The sequence below is a fragment of the Paenibacillus sp. LX16 genome, assembly GCF_036252815.1.
Lineage (GTDB): Bacteria > Bacillota > Bacilli > Paenibacillales > Paenibacillaceae > Paenibacillus > Paenibacillus polymyxa_B.
Genome location: NZ_CP141152.1, coordinates 2033083 through 2052820, shown reverse-complemented (window position 1 = coordinate 2052820; position 19738 = coordinate 2033083). Strand labels below are relative to the sequence as shown.

Sequence of the window (19738 nt, the reverse complement as noted above, 5' to 3'; positions counted from 1 at the left end):
TGACGTTGATAACTCATTGAGCGGCTACAATTTGAAGGGGTGCTTAAACATGATGAATTTGGCAAAACGCAACTATTGGTCTCTGAGTATTTTTAACTTCGCTTATCTGTTTACATGGTCTGCTGCCATGTCTTTTTTTGTCATTTGGCTGGGACAAAGCCTGAGAATTTCAGAAACCTACACGGGATTTCTATACGCGGCTAACTCAATCGTGGCCTTGATCATGCAACCCCTGTTCGGTTACTTATCTGACAAGCTGGGCTTGAGAAAACATCTGCTGTACATACTCTTTACGATTCTTTTGCTCGTCGGACCCTTTTTTATTTATGTGTACGGTCCATTGCTTCAAACGCAGTTCGTCATTGGTGCCATTGTTGGTGCGCTATTTATCGGCCTGGTATTTAATGCAGGTAACGGTGTCGTCGATTCGTATATGGACAAAGTTTCGCGTAAATACGGCTTTGAATACGGACGGGTTCGTATGTGGGGTTCACTTGGGTGGGCGGCGGCTACTTTTGTTGCAGGACGGGTCATCAATATCAATGTAAATCTGACCTTCTGGATTGCCTCCGTATCTGCCGTTGTTGCCATGATCTGCATCTTCCTGACCAAAGTCGAAATTTCTGGACAGGAGCAGCAGAAAACAGAATCATTGAAGCTCATTGATGTGCTGCATCTCGTACGTACCAAAAAGTTCTGGTTTCTTATGCTATTCATGGTTGGTGTAACCCAAATCTATGAGGTATATGACCAACAGTTTGCCACATACTTTGTATCACAGTTCAGTTCCAAAGCGGAAGGAAATCAATTCCTTGGCGATTTGAGCGCTGTGCAGGTTTTTCTGGAATTTGTGTTCCTTTTCGTTACCCCTTGGTTTGTGAACAAAACGACCGCCAAATGGGCATTAATTATTGCCGGGTCGATTATGTCTTTGCGTATCATCGGCTCTTCGTTGCCATTCGGTTCCATATGGGTCGCTGCAATGAAGATGATTCACTCCTTGGAGAAACCGCTTATTCTGGTAGCCATCTTCAAATATATTACCGTTAACTTTGACCAGCGCTTGTCCTCCACTATGTACCTGCTGTATTTGTTTATGGGCTCGCTGGTGGTTTCCATTTTCTCGCCCATTGTCGGGCATATGTATGAAGTATTAAATTTCCCGATTACTTATGTAATTCTGGGTTCCATTGCAGGCCTATTCACCATCCTATCCTGCTTTACACTGACAGCAGACAAGAAGAATGGAGAGCGGTATCTAGAGGAACGCCGTAAACAGGATCTGAAAAGAGCAGCCAAAAAAGCTGAAGCAGTTCATTCGTAATCTAATGGTTTGAGCTTAACAAAACGGCGGCAGTCTAGGACTTGTTTTCTCGTCCAAGGCTGCCGCTCTTAACTCCAGTTGATTTGAAGCTTATTTTAAATCTTGAATACCGACACCGTTTGATTCATCTCTTCCGCCCTCTTGGCAAGCATGTTAGCACCTGCAGACACTTCCTGCATGGATGCAGTAGTTTCCTCGACTACGCTTGCGACTGTTTGAGTAGAATCTGCTGCACGTTCGGAGATTTCAGCAATTTTCTTCATCGATTCCACCATAGAAACGGTTCCTTCATTTACGGATCTTGCTTCTACAGCCGCAGTGTCCACCTCACCGCTCACTTCTTCAACGGCACCTACAATCTCAGAAAAAACGTTACCTACACCTTCGACAAGCATCATGCCTTCATTCAGAGATTGAACACCTTCATTCATTGAAATCACAACTTCATCTGTTCTTAAGGCAATTTCATTAACCAGAGAAGAGATCTTGCCCGTTGCTTCACTTGCTTGTGCCGACAGATTGCGTACTTCAAAAGCAACAACCGCAAACCCTTTTCCCTGCTCTCCCGCCCTCGCAGCTTCTATACTCGCATTTAATGAAAGCAAGTTGGTTCGGGCTGCTATATCACTGATCATAGCTGTGATCTGTTTAATCTCCGCCGACTTTTCGCCTAGAATATTTACCACTTCAGCGGATTGAGTTACCTTGGTATGCACATCTCTTATTTGGGAGACAGTCGAAGACATTTGGGTTTTCCCGTTGTTTGCTTTTTCTTGTGCTTGGGTTGTGAGATTAGCCACATGAACAAAACGATTGGTTATGTTGTCTACACTTTTAGAAACGTCTACCGTGTAATTCAGCGTTTCAGCTATATCTGCAAGCTGTGTCTGAGATCCCTCCGCAACCTGAGTGGCACTTATAGCTATCTGCTCGGTAGCAATGCTTGTCTGTTCTGCACTAGCCGTTAACTGTTCAGCCGTAGAGGCAACCAGTAAGGAATTATCCACAACTTCCTTTAAAAGATTGCGAAGTGAATCGCACATTTCATTAAAATCGGATGCCAGTTCCCCGACCTCATCTTTGGATCGGACCCTAAGGGGTTCCACTTGCAGGTTCCCCCTGGCTACCAGCTTCATCTGTTCCGCTATCTTTAATATGGGCTTAGTGAACGATTGAGCCAGTAAAAAAGAACCGATAATGCCAAGGATTGTACATATGATAGTCAGAGAAATCATAAACAGTTTACCTGAATGGTAGGAATCACTCGATTGATTAGCGGCATCCGTAGCGTACTGCTCATTAAGCAGCTTCAATTTATTAACGTCGTCTAATGCCGCCTTATAAATTGCAGTATTTCCATGTATGATCATATAGGCCATCACTTTATCGTTTTCCTCCATGGCAGCGGAAACCACTTTAAGATGGCGAAGATACATTGCCCACTGACCATAAAAGTTGGTGAACAGTTCTTTTTCCTCTGCCGTAGAGGCTAAACTTTGATATTCATTTACACTCTTATCCATTGAAGCTGTAGCTTTGGTTAGTTCCTCTTGATAAGTGCTGCGAACGGCAGCATCCTCTTCGAGTATCATTCGAACGGTGAGTCTATCGATTTCTGTAATCTGCTTATCCATACCTTGAAGAAGAATAACCGCAGGTAAAGACTTGTTATTTACCTTATCAGAAGCCTCCCCCATTTCCGACATCTTAATGACGCCTATAACACTTGAAAGGGACAGTACGATAACTAGTATGAGCGCTGCACTAATTATTTTTTTCTTTAACGTTAATTTAAACATCTTTATCTTCCTCCCGTAACTGTCTCGTATCATCACTGCTGAGCTTTCCAGTATATGCGTATTTGACGCAACAACTCAGCTTTATCTATCTTTCCACTGATATAGCTTTGGATAGATGCTCCTGTGATGCCCCCATGATCAGGTGGGAGGGTTGCCATAAACGGTAGTATCTTTCCGGTCGAGATATACGACTTGATTGATCGTCCCAAAGGATCGGCAGGCTCTAAATCAATATTTTTGAACGCAGGTACCGTATTAGCCTTGTTTACCAGAAAATCTTGTCCGGACTTGTCGTATACCAGCCAATTCAGAAACTTCTTTGCTTCCTCTTGCTCCTGAGGTGTGGTAGCTGTGGAGTCAATGAAAATATACTTTGTTACACCGACTGTAATCTTAGCATTGTTAGGGTCATCCGTATTATCGCTTAACGGAAGGGGCAAAAAACCGTAATCCTCATTTGCTGTATCATTACTCTTAATCCCAGCCCAAGCCCAGTTGCCCATAAACCAAAGCCCCACTTTTCCCTCTCCTAACGCTTTGGCTCCATCATCATACGTGCTATCCAAAGGCGAATTCTTATTGATGCTGTTATCCTTGAGCAGGTCTAAAGTTTGTACCCATTCAGACATTACATTATTTTGGGACATGTCTATGGAGTTATCCTGCATATTCTTAACAAACTCCGGAAAGCCCCCAGGCTGAACAGAATAAGATAAAGCTAAAAGATGTGAGCCGAGAGACCAGTCCATTGGTGAAAGCATGACCGGTGCTACTCCCGTCTTCTGAATCTTAGCCATTAATGAGTTCAGGCTGCTTCTACTTTTTACCGAGGAAGCATCAAAAGACCCCCCTGTTGCTTTGTCCAGCACTTTCTTATTGTAAATTAATCCGTAGCCTTCCACTGCAAATGGAAACCCCAGCACAGCATCACTTTTCTTAACGGCGTCAAGTCCATTTTCTATCGTATCAGCTACCCACTTTTCTTTGCTTAAATCAACGGCTTTATCCAGAAATTGCTGAGCATCACCAGGATCAAGCATCGACATGGTAGCGGGACTTCCTGAGCCGTACATCGACATCAGCTTTTGATATGCAGACGTCCCCTCAGGAGCGGTTATAATCTCCAAAGATACTTCAGGGTGCTCTTGATTGTATTGTTTTGCTACTTCTTCTAATTGGGTTTTTATTTCAGATTTGGAATTCAAAAGTGTAATCTTGGTCGTCTGCTGTGATACTGGTGAAGCTGAACAACCTATAAACATCATTAAACATACTAGAGAAATCGCAACTTTAAGCTGTTTTCTCATTAACTTTCCCCCTAAGGATTTACTTTGATAAATTTTATGAATAATATCCAATGTTATCGACATAATTCTCCAGGAAGATTAGCAATTTTTAGTTGGTAAATACCGGAAGGTAATCAAATAGTACAAACTGGTTGTTACGTTAAGTTAACGGACAGGAAAGCGCAACGTTTTTTTATCCAGTTGCGTCTTCATATGGGGGAAAGTTACTGCGCAACAAATTTAACCAAAAAAGGAGCAGTCATTTATGAAAAAAGCATTCTTTGCGGCTTTTCTTGCAATTTTTTTATTTATTTCATCGTCCACAACTTATGCAGCACAAAATCAGATCAAAGTTGACGGTGTGACTATTACATCCGATGTGAAGCCCGAAATGAAAAATAAACGCGCCATGGTACCTCTACGTGTTATGAGCGAAAGTTTGGGGGCTAGTGTCGAATGGTCCGATTCCGAGGTTATTCTCGCTAAAAGCGAGATGAAAGTAAAATTAGCAGTAAACAGAAGCATAGCGGAGAAAAATGGTAAAAAGATGCTGCTTGATGTAAAACCATATACGAAAAATAATCGCATATATGTTCCACTTCGTTTTATTGCAGAGGCGTTTGGCTGCAATGTTAATTACAGCAACTTTGCAGTGACTGTTGATACTAAACCATTGTTCATAGACGGTGTACAAGTAAAAGCACTTCAACATGAATACCATATGTTTATGGGCGGCGTAGTTCAGCAAATTCATGGCAATGTATATAATGAAACCATTTATAATATTTTCGCAAAAAACATAGGTGAAAAGGTCGAAGCACCTGCAAACTACTCTTGGAGCTTCACTATTGACACACCTGGATCTTATTATAAAAATGCACAATATGATTTTTTAGACCAAAAAGGGAAAAGCTTAGTTCGTTTTGATATTTATTCTTTAATTAGTCCTGTTCCATCTGAACTTTCAACAGAATATCCAGAGATTTTGATTCATGACGTATCGAAAGATGAGTGGTATTTGTTTAACGATACCGCAAGAAAATCCATTAATCAGTTTATGGATACCGCTGGGAAGAACGGTTTTCTGAAGATTATAAGTAACACAGTTGTATAATGTGATTTTTTCTTATTACACTTTTTTCGTCTCCAAAAGATAAAAGACAAATTCCCAGCTGAATATGCTTCACACGGGTTTGCTCTACAAACCTGTTCCAATCCTGCTCTATAATCGAGGCATGATGAGCCATTTTTTCTAATGAACGATAATAGGGATGCATCTGCCCACCGCTCCTTGACTTTTATAAAGAAATCAAAGATATTTTTTTGACTTCGTATATGAAAAACAGGGGTTATCCCTCAGGTCTGGGCAGACCTGTAGGACAACCCCCAGCGACGTGTTCTATCAGACTTCCGCAGCATCCTCTTCCACAAAAAGAGATACCTTGCGGATGCCATCCGCTCCGATCACGACAAGCCCCTGATCCGACAGACGGATTTCAGGGATAACGACCAGTGCGAGCAGTGACAGTGTCATCAGCGCGTTGTTCAGCATGCAGCCGGATTGCTGAAGCGCCCGGCTGATACTTTCGGACTGCGTAGCTACCTCCGCAAACGGAGCTGGGGACATCAGCCCGGCGATCGGCAACGGGAAGCGCGTCTCACCCGAGGCGGATACGACCACCACGCCACCACGCAGGGCAACAGCCTGCTTCGCCGCCTGGGTCATGAGCTCGTCATCATTACCAATGACGAGCAGGTTGTGGCTATCATGCGCGACGGTCATGGCAATCGCAGCCGGCTCGGTGAAGCCTACACCTGTCACAAGTGCAACCGCGTGACTGCCACTGGCATGATGGCGCTCGAAAACGGCTATTTTGCACAAATCCTGTGCAGGATCTGCCGTGACTTCTCCATTATGGACCGGAACGGTCATCCGCACTTCCTTCGTGTCCACGTGATTTTCCGTAACACGAATCACCCGTACAGGTACATTCCCCTCCTGTACTGGAGCCGCAATGCGAAAATCTGCAGCACTCAGCTCTCGTCCCAGATGGACCGTGTCCATCACTTCCGCAGGATAAACGAAGCCTTCCCAATCGGCGACCATTTGACCGTGCTCGGCCACCAGCTGGCCCGCTGCGATGGTAGCCGTCACATTCACTTCGGCCAATCGGCCATCAAGCAAAATAATGTCGGCAATGGCACCCGGAATGATCGATCCGATGTCCCGTGCCACGCCGAAGCGCTCTGCCGTATTCAGCGTGGCCATCTGAAACGCGGTTACGGGCTTGACGCCCTGTGCAATCGCATGACGCACGACGAAATCCATCTGTCCTTCATGGAGCAAGGATTCTGCGCTGCGGTCATCCGTTACCAGCATCATGCGGCGCGTGTCGAGACCCATTTCCGTGCTGGCTCGGATCGTCTCGGCCACATCATGCCATGCGGAGCCTTGCCGCATCTTGGCATACATGCCGAGCCGGATACGCTCGGCTACATCCTCGGGCGTGACACACTCGTGGTCGCCCGTAATTCCCGCGGCTGCATAGACCGGCAGACGCCAATCATCGGAGGCCCATGTAAAATGGCCATCCGCCACCTTGCCCGCGCGCAGCGTGGCCTGAATTTCCCCGATCATCACATCGTCTCCATAGACGACACCAGGGAAATTCATGACTTCGCCCAGCCCGATCATATCCGGGCCCCAGCTTAACGCCTCTGCGACTTCCGCGGGGCCGAAGGAGGCACCCGTCGTTTCCAGTTCTGGACCTGTGGAAGGCACGCAAGAAGCCACCTGCATGTAAGCAGCCAGCGGTGTCGTACGTGCTTCGTCCAACATCAGACGAAGCCCTTTTAGACCCAGTACATTGGAAATTTCATGCGGGTCAAAAAAACCACCCGTCACTCCCAGCGGCAGTACAGCCTTAGCGAACTCCGTTACGGTCAGCTGCGTGCTTTCGATGTGACAATGTCCGTCCAGTAACCCCGGTGCCATATAGCGGCCATCCGCTTCAATGATTATGGTGTCTTCACCAATCGTATGACTGACATCCCTACCGACGTAAGCGATACGAGAACCTTGCACAGCAATAGACATGCCCGGCAGTAACTCGCCCGATACCACATTGACCAGTGTTCCTCCACGGATCACCAGCGATGCCTTGTGCTCTCCTCTAGCTGTAGCTACTAACTCGGGTACACAGTCCGCCAGCGGCGGGCGTTGAAATACACTCTTCATGTCCATTACGTTTGTAACCTCCGTTTATGCTTCTTACCTGTTTTGCTTATTTGCTTATGTTACTGGAATACGATCCATAATGCCAGCGAACTCTACATCTATTCAAACATCGCAAGGGTTCCGATGGCATTTGTCCCCAGCTGATTGCCAATGTCTCTATAGAACACGATCACTTTCTTCCACTTTGCGGGTATACGTATCCGAATCCCGTAAACTCACGAATGGCGTAATCTCCCCTATGCTATAAATATGCAGCAGATGCATCGCTCGCGTACAGGCGGTGTAGAACAACTTTCGCTCACTCTCACGCTGGTATTGTTTCGCTGATCCGTCATAAATCAGGACCGCATCGAATTCCACGCCTTTTGCCAGGTAGGCCGGAATGATATGAATCCCCTTTTCAAAAGCAGGAGTTGTTTTCTTAATTAATTTTGGCTTCACTGACAGCTGTTCTTCCAGCGCTTCGTAGGCTGCCGCGCTTTCGTCAGCATTTTTACAGATCACCGCGATGGATTCATAGCCTTCTGCCAACAATTCTATGACATTCCCAACTATCCGTTGATGCAACTTTTCACGTGAACGCACCTCGGTTACAAGAGGCTTCTCACCCTTACGGTTAAACGGTACAATGTGCTCTCCCCCAGCGACCATCCCCCGGGTAAATTCCACAATCTCCTGTGTTGAGCGATAGCTGCGTGTCAGGGAAATCATCTCGGTCTGATCTGCACCATACAAGTCATACAATGGCTCTGCATCCTGAAGCACCGAGGCATGGGCATAGATGGCCTGATTAAAATCACCCAGTGCCGTCATTTTGGCCTGTGGAAATAAACGCTTAAAGAACGCCAGCTGGAATGGGGAATAGTCCTGTGCCTCATCAATAAACACGTGACGGATGTTGCTATTGGAACGGAAGCCCAGCATCAGCTCACGTAAATATAAAAAGGGTGTCACATCCTCATACGCTAACTCCCCAGCCTGAATTCGTTCCAGAGTTTGTCGACTAATTTCACCCCAGCTGACGGGCAGCTCTGCATGATTCGCCAGTTGGCTCAGCAGCGTCTCGTTCATAAACAGCTCGCTGTAGAGCCGGGTCGTATCTACGAAGCGAAGCGCCTTAATCCATTTGCGCAGGGGCTTTAAGCGGTCACTGACCACCATACGCGCCAATATTTCTCTTTCACGCGTAAAATCGTCGAAGGTATCGCCCTTATTCTTGGATTTACGGCGCATGCGGTTATAGGCACGCTGATAATCCTCCGGCTCCATCAGATCCATCTGTTGATCCACCCATGGGGCGGAGCATTCTTCCTTACCAAAGCGGGCCAGCTCTTTGAGCATCCAATCCCGCAGCAGTTCCAATCGGTTCGCCAGCCGCACCGTAGAGTCGAATTCATAAAACTTGCGTGCCATTTGCTCTACTGAAACCACCTCACGTCCCTGAAAGCGGATGGGTTTAAAACGCATTCCCTCCTGTTCCAAATACGTCTTGTAGCTAGTAATCACATGTAAGAATGTCTTGGACGACTTAAAGCGGATACCCTCCATCCTGGCTTCATACCCAGGCTGTAACGACGCTGAAAGCACATATTCCAGCTGTTCAAAGGGATCTTCTAACTGAAACTCCCGGCCCAAACGCCGCTCCAAATATTCCTGAAACGTGGCCTGAAGCATATTTTCCTCACCCAATTCAGGCAATACTGTCGATACATAACTGTTAAACATCGGGTTAGGTGAAAATAACACGACCTGATCCGCTCGTAAGCGATCCCGGTACTTATACAGTAAATACGCTACTCTCTGAAGCGCAGCAGAGGTTTTGCCACTTCCTGCCGCCCCTTGAACAATGAGCATCCGGCTTCGATCATCACGGATGATGCGATTCTGCTCCCTCTGGATGGTAGCGACAATACTTTTCATTTGAGCATCCGAGCTGCGGCTCAATACAGCTTGAAGAAGTTCGTCTCCAATCGTCACCCCTGTATCGAACATAAAACGGATCTGTCCATCACGGATCGAGAATTGGCGCTTAAGCGTGAGTTCCCCTTCCATCTCCCCTGCCGGGCTCTTATATGAAGCGGGGCCCGGCATGTTATCGTAATAAAGATTGGAAATAGGCGCGCGCCAGTCGTAGATCAGAAACTCCTCATCTTGATTATCCAGCAGGGAGGCAATCCCCAGATAAACACGTTCCGCAGTCTGCCCTTTCTCAGCAAAATCAATGCGTGCAAAATACGGTGAATCAAGCAACTTTTTCAAACGACCTAACGCCTCTGTAGAATGCTTGTGTCTTCGTTCCCGCTCAGACAAAATCTCAGACTGCTGACGCAAACTGGTGGACGTCTCGCCCACATCATCTGCCTCACTGAAATTGATCGTTACCTCATCCCAGAAGTCTTTACGCATATCGACGACATCTCCGCGCACAGAACCAACCTCTGTCTCTAGCTTCCGAATACGCCCGCTAATCACTGCGGTCACATCTTCTACTCTTCGTTGTTCTTCATTCCATTGCTGTTCAGTAGTCACTGACATCGCTCCTGTTCCGTTTCCTCCTGCTCCACGCAGGGCTCCCTTGCGTACAAACTATGCTCTATTATGGACCCGGGCATACTCGCGGCATCCCCCTGATCCGGGAAAATTGACTAATCCTTTGAAGCATGCTATAATGTAAAAAGAAGTGTGATTCACAACTTATGCATATGGTTTCACCATAAAACAGAGCATCCTCTATTGTAGCAAGTTCAGTCCCTGTTCGCAACCAGCGGGCTTTTTTTTTGTGCGTTCTGGCAACTTTCTATTAACCTGTTCTTACACACTTGAATTCATTACATAAAAAAAGCGACCGGCCATCTGATTGATGAATGCGGTCGCTTTTCTTTTAGGAAATTCGCCTATCTGCTCTCTTCTACAGGATGAATATGGTCGGCCAGTCTGCTCAACCTCTCCAGCTGATGACCATAGTCGTACATCGCCGCAGCTACAATGGAAAGCCGCAGCATTCCTTCCTGACAATGGTCAAAACGTGTAATCGCATGCTTCATAAATTCGCCGTTGGCTTGCTGAAACAATTCACTTTCGTCCTCATTCGGTTTTAGCTTATTTTCGAATTTCAGTAGAGCATGCTCGTGAAAACGAATCAGTAACTCCAGATGACTGTCAAAAAAAGCATCCGTTCCCTTTGGCCGTAAAGACTGGAAGTAGTGCCTTTCCACTGCATCCAGTACCTCATATCCTTTGTGCAAACTTCCGAGCATTTGTTTGTATACTACCATTTGTCTCGTTTGACTAAACTTAGAGCGCTTGAGCTTCTTCTGCTCTTCCTCGAACAAATGATATTTGTCCGACAACGATTTAATGGCTCCCTCCAGATTTCCTTTTTCCTCTCTAAAGACAGACTCCTTAATCTCATCGGAAATGGCAGTACGCAGCAACAAGGACATGCTATTAAATACATTTTGAATCTGATTAATAAACTGCCTTTTCGGTTTCGGGGGAAAAACGCTAACATTGATGACAAAAGCAGACACAATCCCAATCAAAGTGAGCGCAAAGCGGGTCACCGCAAATTTCCAGTCCCCTGAGGCTTCCATTACAGAAACAACGGTCACAAGTGTCAATCCAACCGTATCCGCCATATTTATTTTCAGACATATCATAAGTACCAATACACATACCAGTCCGACTGCAATCGGCTCATTCGAAAATACCATTCCGCCCAGCAACGCCATGATTGCACCTAGTGTGCTTGTTTGGAGTTGATCCAGAAAATAACGCCACGACCTATATATCGACGGTTGCATGGCAAAAATAGCGGCTATCGCTGCCCCCACAGGCGAATGGGTGTTCAAAAGCGTGCTCAGAAAAAGGGCGAGCGTCACTGCGATTCCCGTTTTTAACACCCGTGCTCCAAAAGCCAAAGCCATCCCTCCTGCTTACCTTTCAATTTTATTCATACCGAATTACTATAATGAAAATTCAATGTAAAGTCCATGCTTTATTATTACCCAAAACCATCGAAGATCAGGAATATTTATGAAATGTACAGTTCCTGCTAGAATACATATCAACAGTATTAACTTATTTGCAACACGTCACAGGAGGAACTCATCGTGCCATGGATTAGCAAAATGTTAGAAGAGCCCCGAAAGTGGCCGCGTAATATCCGATTGTTTTTTATGGCCAATCTGTTGTACCAGATGGGCACGGGAATGTTTTCTGTACTGTATAACCTGTATATCCAAGGGCTTGGCTTTGATGATGATATGAACGGCCGGGTGGTCAGCATGCAGGCGCTGGCGACGGCGTTGCTGTTCATTCCGGTCGGATTTTTGGGGGATCGGACGAGCCGCAAGCATATGCTGGTCATCGGCGCATTATTCAGCGGTCTGGCCTTTCTCGCCCGTACCTTTACAGATACCAGCGCAAGCATGTTGGTATTTGCCGTAATCTCAGGTATATTCGCCGCCTTTATTCAGGTACTAGCTGTGCCCTTTTTAGCAGAAAGCATAAGCAAAGCCCAACGCTTAAAAATATTCAGCTATTACTCGGCTCTTGTATTGGCAGCTCAGGTCCTGGGCAGCTTCGGGGGTGGCGTACTCGCAGATGGGCTGCAGAGGTGGGGAATCACACCGCTATCCAGTCTGCGTGTCGCTCTGTTCCTTGGAGGAACGGCAACACTGACCGCTTTTATTCCTCTATTGTTCATCACAAAAACTACGGCAACCGTAGAAGCACCAGCTCCTGCCAAATTTCCACCTCAAAATGAACAAGTACATACGCCGCTCAGTACATCCAATATACCTGCCTCAGATACGCCTGCAGTTTCTTCTGATCGCCGGGTAATTGGACAATTTGTTCTGGCCCAGTTTTTTCTGGGGTTGGGTTCAGGTCTGGTCATCCCGTATCTTAATTTGTATTTTACGAACCGCTTCTCCGTATCGCTCAGCGCAATGAGTTTATTGATTGCACTCGGCCAGCTCATGACCATCCTCTCCATGTTGATCGGACCTTCCCTCGGCAGCCGAATTGGGCTGGTCAGAGCTGTAGTTGGCTTTCAACTGCTTTCGCTACCGTTCCTTCTCATTACAGGCTTTACGAACGTGCTATGGATCGCTTCCATCAGCTTTCTTTTCAGGCAAGCGCTCATGAATGCAGCCAATCCGCTGCAAACCGCCATTCTCGTCGAACGTGTGTCAGATAAAAATCGTGGCATTGCCAACTCCATTCTCCAGACGACCTGGATGCTAGGCACCGCAGGTATGGGACCTGTACAAGCCTATTTGGTTACAACTTATGGCAACTACTGGGGCTATGCCATCACATTTAGCATGACAGGTGTTTTCTATATTTTGTCCTCCCTCGTCTATTACAGAATGTTCCGAGAAAAGCGCCCGTCCGCGGGCCAGCTTTTACAAAACCCGGCAAGCCCGTAAACAAAATCATGACACAATAAAAGCCGGAGCCTCCAAGCGGACTCCCCTGGAACGTCATAGGATAAATGAGAATGGCGGAGGAGGAATGAAGGCATGCTTCGAGTTGCATTATTTACGGACACGTATACGCCTGACGTGAATGGCGCTGCTCTGACCCTGGAACGATGGATTGGCTATCTGGAGACACATGGAGTATCTACGCTCGTCTTCGCACCGGAGGCAGACCATCATCTGCCCTCTGGTCCGGGTGTAGAGCGATTTCGGAGTATTCCCTTTTTATTGTACCGGGAATGCAGACTTGCGATCCCCAACGCCAAACAGATCAACGAGCGTCTGTCAGCCTTTTCCCCGCATCTGATTCATGTCGCTACTCCGTTTAACCTTGGCCTGTATGGAACAAGCTACGCAGCCAAACACCATATTCCACTCGTCGCCTCATATCACACCCACTTTGATAAATACCTCGAATATTACAAGCTTCGCTGGCTTGAACCTGCGTTATGGAAATACATGCTCTGGTTTCACAGACATTGCGAAAGGGTGTATGTCCCTTCTCAATCAACCATGGAATTGTTGCGCAATAAAGGAATGGGGCAGCTCGAAATCTGGAGTAGAGGCATTGATACTGACCGATTTCAACCAAAGGTAGACCGGAATGCAGTATGGAAGAAATGGGGCGTTCATGCAGATGCATTTGTTATTTTGTATGTGGGCAGGCTTGCACCGGAAAAGGGGATAGACACGTTACTGGATTCCTATCTCCAGTTACCCGACGACGTCCGCGCAGCCTCTGTGTTGGTCATTGCAGGAGATGGTCCATTGTATAAGGTCAAAACTGCAGCGGATATAGGGGTGCCGGAGCATGCAGTCCACTGGCTTGGTTTTGTGAAAGGGCCGGAATTAGCTGAACTCTACGCCGCAGCCGACGTATTTCTCTTCCCTTCCACCACGGAAACCTTCGGCAACGTTGTACTGGAGGCTATGGCGAGCGGTACACCTGTGGTCGGTGCCAATGAAGGCGGGGTAAAAGATAATCTAATCCATGGAAAAACAGGGCTATTGTGTCCTGCTGGGGACGCCGCTGCCTTTGCCAAAGCTGTACAGCTGTTGTACGAGGATGCCTCACTTCGCGATGCTATGTCCAGAGCTGGTAGAGCCTACAGTCTGGAGCAGACATGGGACCGTATTTTTGAAAGGCTACTGGACAGCTACATGGACGCAGCAACCCTACACCTCGACAGCCGTCCCATGACGCGAATGTAGCCTTCAAAAACAGCGAAATTTCAGATAGCATGATAATGGCGGGTTAAATAAATTCTGCTAATACTTTAATTGTTTCAGCAGCTTGTTATGTACCCCACTCAATAAAATCACTGCGGTCAAGGCGCCGATGAACGCAAGAAGCATATCCCATTGGGTATCCCATACATCTCCCTGTGTGCCCAAAAAGGCTTCTGCTGCCGTTCCGGTTGCCTTGGCTACAGCAAACTCAATCAGCTCGTACACAGCGCTGATCGCAAGACACACACTAACCGTGAGGAAAGTGAGCCAGCTCCCGCTTCCCAAGGCCGTTTTACGCAACAGCACTTCCCTGACAATGAGTGCAGGTACAAAACCTTGTACAAAATGCCCAAGTCGATCATAATAATTGCGCTCCAGTCCGAACGTATCCCGAATCCAGTTGAACAGTGGCATTTCGGCATAGGTATAATGTCCACCGACAATCAGGATCAATGCGTGCAGCCAGATTAGGGTGTATACCAGATTGGTAAACCGAAATCTACGGTACAAAGTCGCCAGCAGCACAGCTCCCAAAACTGCCGGGAGCACTTCCAGTACCCATGTAAAATAATCCGCCGGGCGAATCAAAGACCAAATGAGGGCAAGCGCCAGCAATACAAGTAAAACAAGCGGGTAGCGATCATTTTTAGACCATACCGTTGCCTGATTCATCTTCATTCCTCCTCACCCAAAGCTCTATCCTTCGTTCGTTACGATATGTTTGACACGCCCAACCTGTCCGTCTGTCAAACGCACTTTGATTCCATGCGGATGACGCGGGGAATTAGTCAAAATATCTTTCACCGTTCCTCGCGTCAACTTTCCGGTAGGCTGATCCTTTTTAAGTACAATATCTACCTGAAGACCAGCGCGGATGTCGGATCGATTCTGTCCGTTCATTGTAGCTATTCCTCCTTTGTTTTTATATTTATGATGATATTCAGCCACTCAGTTACAACAAAATCACCAACGACGCCATTCGTCCTGGCGGCTGTTCCCCATCCAGACTACGCACATCGTGGATACATAGCTGACGAGCAAAATGACGAATACCATCACACTAAACTCCACAAAATGAGTACGTTGCAAGGAGTCTGCCCATATGGAAGATACCTGTGCATACAGTTGAGAGGGCGCAGAAACAATATCCCATGTGTTCCCTCGAAAGAAACGGCCAATGTAAATACCCAGGCTGCTCAACAAGAGTACCGCCAGCGTAAACAGCCAACTAACAAGCCCACCCCGTGCACGCTGTACCAATTGTCGTACGGATTCAAGCGATACAAAACCCATTGTCAGGCCAAGTAGGGCTACCAGCAGCATTCCCAGTACATGATTCCAAAAGTACGGATTTCCCCAGAAACGTTGCTCCCCGAGAAATGGATATCTGGCGAATACATGCAGCAAATCTGTGATCAAATAGGGTGTATTGGGATAAAAGAAAAGCCATGCCGCCCCCGTAACCCAGAGTAAAAATGTCCTCGTTCCCCGCCTCCACGAGCTGTACATTACATCAAGCAGTAGCGTCAACAGCATAGGAATCCAGGCCAGCATCATATTCCACCAAATAAAAAGATAAGGGCGGCCCCCTGAGGGCAGTCGCACGTTAATGATCCACAATGTACTGATTACGGAGCATAAGGCCAGTGTTAAAAAAACATAAAGTTTTACTGGATAATTTAACGATCTTAAACGGGCATACATATGCGTCTTTCCCTCCTTGTAACCGTCCTGCCTTCCTGACGTTCCAATTTACACCTGTTCTGGACAGTGTACACCACAATGGCTTCAAGCTCAATGGAAGCGCTCCACCTCTGAATAAATGAACATTAAAAAACATCTATTCTTTGGGAATTGACCTCATCCCCGAAAAATAGATGCATACTGTGTTTTAGACTTCACTCACAGGTAAAGGCGTAGCTCCGGTAGTTTTAATATTCGGGCAGCATGAATTAGCATAATATCGCTAACGGTGATTTGGCGTATGGCAACCTCCGGTCACTCAGTGAATTCCGACGCTCCAGCATTTGGGCTCACAACGTTTGATAAGCAGCAGAATCCCTGCACTGCTCATGGAAAAACCCTCCAGTTCCTCACTGATATCGTATGGAAATGGAACCTCTACGGGATGCACAATTACCGCTTTTGCTCCGTACCGATGCGCATATTCCACAGATTGCACCAGCAGCTCTATCGCACGTTGTCGCTTGGTTTCAACGTCAAACCCGAGCAGAACGGAATTCGTGCCCTAATCCGGATCTGGTGTATGAGGAAATGTATTATGCACACTCGATATGCCGATTTCTCCCCGCTCAATCATAGGCTCAATCGTCGTTAGCATTTCCCGGGTAATGTTATAGTTCAGCTCCACCCTGCTAAAGCCCAACTGACGGATTTCCTTTACAAGTTCTCGACCAACCGTATGCTTTTTTATATTCCAACAGTTAGTTGCTAAATAGACAGATTTCTTACAAATGATCTGTTACCACTTAACTCCCAAGCCTTCTTTTGTTATGTATATTAACATTATGAAGACGCTCTACATATCATAAAAATAAATTTATATTACAAAAAAAGCCTATCCATCATCTACTTAAAGACGGATAAGCTTTTACTGTTGTCTAACCTTGTATCCAATTGACCAATGAATGTACTGTCAATGTACCCGGCGCAGCTACCACAAATGCTGATGAACCGTTGCGCAAGGCCGAGAATTCCACTGTTTTTGGAATACCGGGAGCCAGATCCAGATGGTTGTCGCTGAAAATACCTTCCTGCTCTGCCGATAGCCACACGTGTCTAGCAAGTACATCCGAACACAGCATGAATCTGCTGCCCCCACTTCCCTGAATCTCTGTCACTTCAATTTTTGCCTGCGGTAAATCCATCTCTTTCGTGTCTGCAAAGTAAATTTCACCAGAGGTCATCTGTTCACCATTCTGCGTTAGACGCGCGACCAGCATATGCTCCGCACGGTTCAGGCCACTCAGCCATTTGTCGATAGGCAGTATATGTGCAATTCCTGCACCGCCCGCTGGTTGCTTTACCTTAACGTCCTCTTCATGAATAGCCTGGCTGCTACGGATATGCAAAAGAGTCAGCCGCAGCGTACCTGATATCGGCTCTAGTGTATCGTTGACCAGATGCAAGACCTTATTCCCCTGTTCTGTATCGGTTGCACTCAACAGCACATCGGCAAAGCTGCGCTTAGCCGTATATTGGAGCGCCTTCCAACGACCAAAATAGTCCATACTCGACCAGGAGGCAACGGGCCAGCAGTCATTCATTTGCCAGTATAATGTCCCCATGCAATAGGGCTTGTGACGACGATGCGTCTCTATGGCTACTTTCATTGCTTCTGCCTGTAAAATTTGGCTCATGTGAAGAAAACATGTAAAATCCTTTGGCTCTCGCATGTACCGCTCCATATATTCTTTAATCAGACGATTGCCCGCATCGTTCTTCTGATGTGCCAGCATCACCGCAGATTCCAGCTCCAAATCCTTCTCTTCCGCATAAGTACGAACGGACTTGTATTCAGGAAAGGACTGAAAACCATATTCACTCATAAAACGGCCCACATGTACATGATAATTCTCAAACGGCTCAGACGCGTGCCATACACCCCAATAATGAATATCACCTGCAGTTGAAGACCGATGGGCATGCTGGTTCCGATCTCTCGTCAGGTCTATCAGCGGGGAGGAGGGCCAATAGGCTGTCTGCGCAGACCAGGTGTGTACCGCCTCCGGTAGAATCCGATGAAAGAGTGTTTCATAATCATTCCATAGGCGTTCCCGTTGCTCAGGTGTGTAGTCCTTTTTCCAGCCCCAGCCTCCATTCTCTTCATAATGCGCCCATGCAGAATCGATCTCATTGTTGCCGCACCATAAGGCAATGCAGGGATGATGACGCAGCCGCTTAATATTGTCCTCGGCTTCCTGTGCCACATTGTCCATAAAATCCTCATCCCCCGGGTACATACTGCAGGCGAACATAAAATCTTGCCACACGAGCAAACCGTATTCATCACAAAGCTCATAAAATATGTCTTGTTCATAAATACCGCCGCCCCACACCCGCAGCATATTCATATTCGAGGCGGCTGCACTGGCAATTTCATACCGATATCGTTCCATCGTAACTTCAGTGATGAAGCTGTCATTCGGAATGTGGTTAGCCCCTTTTGCAAACACAGGAATTCCGTTCAGCTCAAAATAAAAGCTCTCTCCTGCTGCATCCCGTTCACGTATAAGACGGATGGAACGCAGTCCCGTTTTTACTGATTTTCCCGCGATTACAGCTCCTTGTTCTTGTTCCACCAATTCGGCCACAAACGTATATAAATGAGGCTCCCCCAGTCCACGGCACCACCACAACTTGGGCTTCTTCATCTCCAGCTCCAGCTCCACCGTCTGCTTCCCCTTCAGCAGCCGAACCGGCTTGGACCACACCTTCCCGTCAGCGGAAATACGCAACTCGGCATCTCTAATCTCATCTGCATTTTCGATCTCTACCACTGCCATGAGTTTAGCCCCTACCGAATTCACCTCGTCCTGTCGAATAAACAAGTCTCTCACGATCAGACCGGACCAGGCCTCGATCCGGACCTCTCTCCAGATACCGCTCGTCACCAGCCTCGGTCCCCAGTCCCAACCATAGTGGTAGGGAGCCTTACGTGCGAAAACGCTTACCTTTTTGTCGGACAAACCACCGATCTCAGACTGATCATTGGGTGCAGGGAGTCCATAACCCAAGCTTTCAAGCTTGGGTACATCTTCAGTGATCGGAGAACGAAAACTGATTTCTAGCCGATTTTCCCCTTGCTGAACAAATGCCTTCACATCCTGTCTCCATACCCGAAACATATTATTGACTGACAAGACAGATTGACCATTCACTTTTACATCAGCGTATGTGTCCAAACCTTCCAACACCAACTCTACACATTGACATTGAAGCTGATCTGCATTTATCTCAAAAGGGGCTTCATATATCCAATCCTGTTTATCAATCCACTGTACCTCCATCTCGTTCACACCAATAAACGGATCAGGAATTTTGCCATGTCGTAAAAGATCAGTATGCACACAACCCGGCACTTTCGCGCTAAGCCACTCATCACTTTGTGCTTCCCTAAACCTCCAGCCATCCAATCCTATCACATTAACCATCGTCACAAGCCTCCCTATAAGCATGATTGGGAACATCTGGATTCTTCAGTAACATAACAAAAATAACATTAAGCTAACAAAGTAGTCAATTGTTTTTTAGAACAAATGACAAAATACAAAATAAAAGTCGCCCTCTGCCCCTAAACAGGCTAAAAGCGACCTCCTTCGTCTTCACGGTGTATGGTGTCATAACACGCATCT

General features: G+C 46.8%; 13 protein-coding genes and 1 pseudogene. 4 read left to right on the top strand and 10 right to left on the bottom strand.

Annotated elements, in window-relative coordinates; genetic code table 11:
* The first annotated feature begins 49 nt into the window (after positions 1 to 49).
* The gene (locus T3H97_RS09450) at positions 50 to 1324 is read left to right on the top strand and encodes an oligosaccharide MFS transporter (protein ID WP_328802368.1); all 1275 of its coding nucleotides are present in this window, start codon (positions 50 to 52) and stop codon (positions 1322 to 1324) included.
* A 95-nt stretch (positions 1325 to 1419) separates the two neighbouring features.
* Here T3H97_RS09450 and T3H97_RS09445 read toward each other — a convergent pair whose 3' ends face one another.
* Both T3H97_RS09445 and T3H97_RS09440 read right to left on the bottom strand, forming a co-directional pair.
* Entirely contained in the window at positions 1420 to 3123 is a 1704-nt protein-coding gene (locus tag T3H97_RS09445) for a methyl-accepting chemotaxis protein (RefSeq protein ID WP_328802367.1), read from the bottom strand.
* 32 nt (positions 3124 to 3155) lie between these two features.
* On the bottom strand, positions 3156 to 4430 hold the full coding sequence (locus T3H97_RS09440) for an ABC transporter substrate-binding protein (protein WP_328802366.1): 1275 nt from the start codon (positions 4428 to 4430) through the stop codon (positions 3156 to 3158).
* A 244-nt stretch (positions 4431 to 4674) separates the two neighbouring features.
* Between T3H97_RS09440 and T3H97_RS09435 the strand changes: the two genes are divergently transcribed.
* A complete protein-coding gene (locus T3H97_RS09435; RefSeq protein WP_328802365.1) occupies positions 4675 to 5523 on the top strand; it encodes a copper amine oxidase N-terminal domain-containing protein in 849 nt (282 codons plus the stop codon).
* A 288-nt stretch (positions 5524 to 5811) separates the two neighbouring features.
* Here T3H97_RS09435 and T3H97_RS09430 read toward each other — a convergent pair whose 3' ends face one another.
* The 3 genes from T3H97_RS09430 to T3H97_RS09420 all read right to left on the bottom strand — a co-directional run bounded on the left by T3H97_RS09430 (position 5812) and on the right by T3H97_RS09420 (position 11573).
* Entirely contained in the window at positions 5812 to 7653 is a 1842-nt protein-coding gene (locus T3H97_RS09430; RefSeq protein ID WP_328802364.1) for an adenine deaminase, read from the bottom strand.
* Between the two features lie 150 nt (positions 7654 to 7803).
* The gene (helD, locus tag T3H97_RS09425) at positions 7804 to 10182 is read right to left on the bottom strand and encodes an RNA polymerase recycling motor HelD (RefSeq protein ID WP_328802363.1); all 2379 of its coding nucleotides are present in this window, start codon (positions 10180 to 10182) and stop codon (positions 7804 to 7806) included.
* A gap of 359 nt (positions 10183 to 10541) precedes the next feature.
* Positions 10542 to 11573, bottom strand: coding sequence for an FUSC family protein (locus tag T3H97_RS09420; protein ID WP_328802362.1), 1032 nt, complete (start codon positions 11571 to 11573; stop codon positions 10542 to 10544).
* Positions 11574 to 11759: 186 nt separating this feature from the next.
* On the opposite strand from T3H97_RS09420, the gene T3H97_RS09415 reads away from it, so the two are divergent.
* Together T3H97_RS09415 and T3H97_RS09410 are read left to right on the top strand one after the other, a co-directional pair.
* Positions 11760 to 13082: an MFS transporter gene (locus T3H97_RS09415; protein WP_442955639.1), complete on the top strand. Its 1323-nt coding sequence runs from the start codon at positions 11760 to 11762 to the stop codon at positions 13080 to 13082.
* Between the two features lie 93 nt (positions 13083 to 13175).
* A complete protein-coding gene (locus T3H97_RS09410; RefSeq protein ID WP_328802361.1) occupies positions 13176 to 14345 on the top strand; it encodes a glycosyltransferase family 4 protein in 1170 nt (389 codons plus the stop codon).
* Between the two features lie 57 nt (positions 14346 to 14402).
* Here the strand turns inward: T3H97_RS09410 and T3H97_RS09405 are convergent, their stop codons facing one another.
* From T3H97_RS09405 to T3H97_RS09385, 5 genes and pseudogenes are all read right to left on the bottom strand, one after another.
* A complete protein-coding gene (locus T3H97_RS09405) occupies positions 14403 to 15035 on the bottom strand; it encodes a DUF2238 domain-containing protein (RefSeq protein WP_328802360.1) in 633 nt (210 codons plus the stop codon).
* A gap of 24 nt (positions 15036 to 15059) precedes the next feature.
* A complete protein-coding gene (locus tag T3H97_RS09400) occupies positions 15060 to 15263 on the bottom strand; it encodes a YwbE family protein (protein WP_025721733.1) in 204 nt (67 codons plus the stop codon).
* 63 nt (positions 15264 to 15326) lie between these two features.
* Positions 15327 to 16067 (bottom strand): DUF1361 domain-containing protein, encoded by a 741-nt coding sequence (locus tag T3H97_RS09395; protein WP_328802359.1) that lies wholly within the window; start codon positions 16065 to 16067, stop codon positions 15327 to 15329.
* A 251-nt stretch (positions 16068 to 16318) separates the two neighbouring features.
* Positions 16319 to 16842, bottom strand: a pseudogene (locus T3H97_RS09390) (sugar phosphate isomerase/epimerase); the annotation flags it as partial.
* Positions 16843 to 16984: 142 nt separating this feature from the next.
* A complete protein-coding gene (locus T3H97_RS09385; protein ID WP_328802358.1) occupies positions 16985 to 19537 on the bottom strand; it encodes a beta-mannosidase in 2553 nt (850 codons plus the stop codon).
* Positions 19538 to 19738: the final 201 nt, after the last annotated feature.

Coding starts and splice junctions, on each gene's coding strand:
- T3H97_RS09405 (WP_328802360.1), bottom strand. CDS start 15,035: ATGAATCAGGCAACGGTATGGTCTAAAAATGATCGCTACCCGCTTGTT.
- T3H97_RS09435 (WP_328802365.1), top strand. CDS start 4,675: ATGAAAAAAGCATTCTTTGCGGCTTTTCTTGCAATTTTTTTATTTATT.
- T3H97_RS09430 (WP_328802364.1), bottom strand. CDS start 7,653: ATGGACATGAAGAGTGTATTTCAACGCCCGCCGCTGGCGGACTGTGTA.
- T3H97_RS09400 (WP_025721733.1), bottom strand. CDS start 15,263: ATGAACGGACAGAATCGATCCGACATCCGCGCTGGTCTTCAGGTAGAT.
- T3H97_RS09450 (WP_328802368.1), top strand. CDS start 50: ATGATGAATTTGGCAAAACGCAACTATTGGTCTCTGAGTATTTTTAAC.
- T3H97_RS09395 (WP_328802359.1), bottom strand. CDS start 16,067: ATGTATGCCCGTTTAAGATCGTTAAATTATCCAGTAAAACTTTATGTT.
- T3H97_RS09410 (WP_328802361.1), top strand. CDS start 13,176: ATGCTTCGAGTTGCATTATTTACGGACACGTATACGCCTGACGTGAAT.
- T3H97_RS09440 (WP_328802366.1), bottom strand. CDS start 4,430: ATGAGAAAACAGCTTAAAGTTGCGATTTCTCTAGTATGTTTAATGATG.
- T3H97_RS09420 (WP_328802362.1), bottom strand. CDS start 11,573: ATGGCTTTGGCTTTTGGAGCACGGGTGTTAAAAACGGGAATCGCAGTG.
- helD (WP_328802363.1), bottom strand. CDS start 10,182: ATGTCAGTGACTACTGAACAGCAATGGAATGAAGAACAACGAAGAGTA.
- T3H97_RS09385 (WP_328802358.1), bottom strand. CDS start 19,537: ATGGTTAATGTGATAGGATTGGATGGCTGGAGGTTTAGGGAAGCACAA.
- T3H97_RS09445 (WP_328802367.1), bottom strand. CDS start 3,123: ATGTTTAAATTAACGTTAAAGAAAAAAATAATTAGTGCAGCGCTCATA.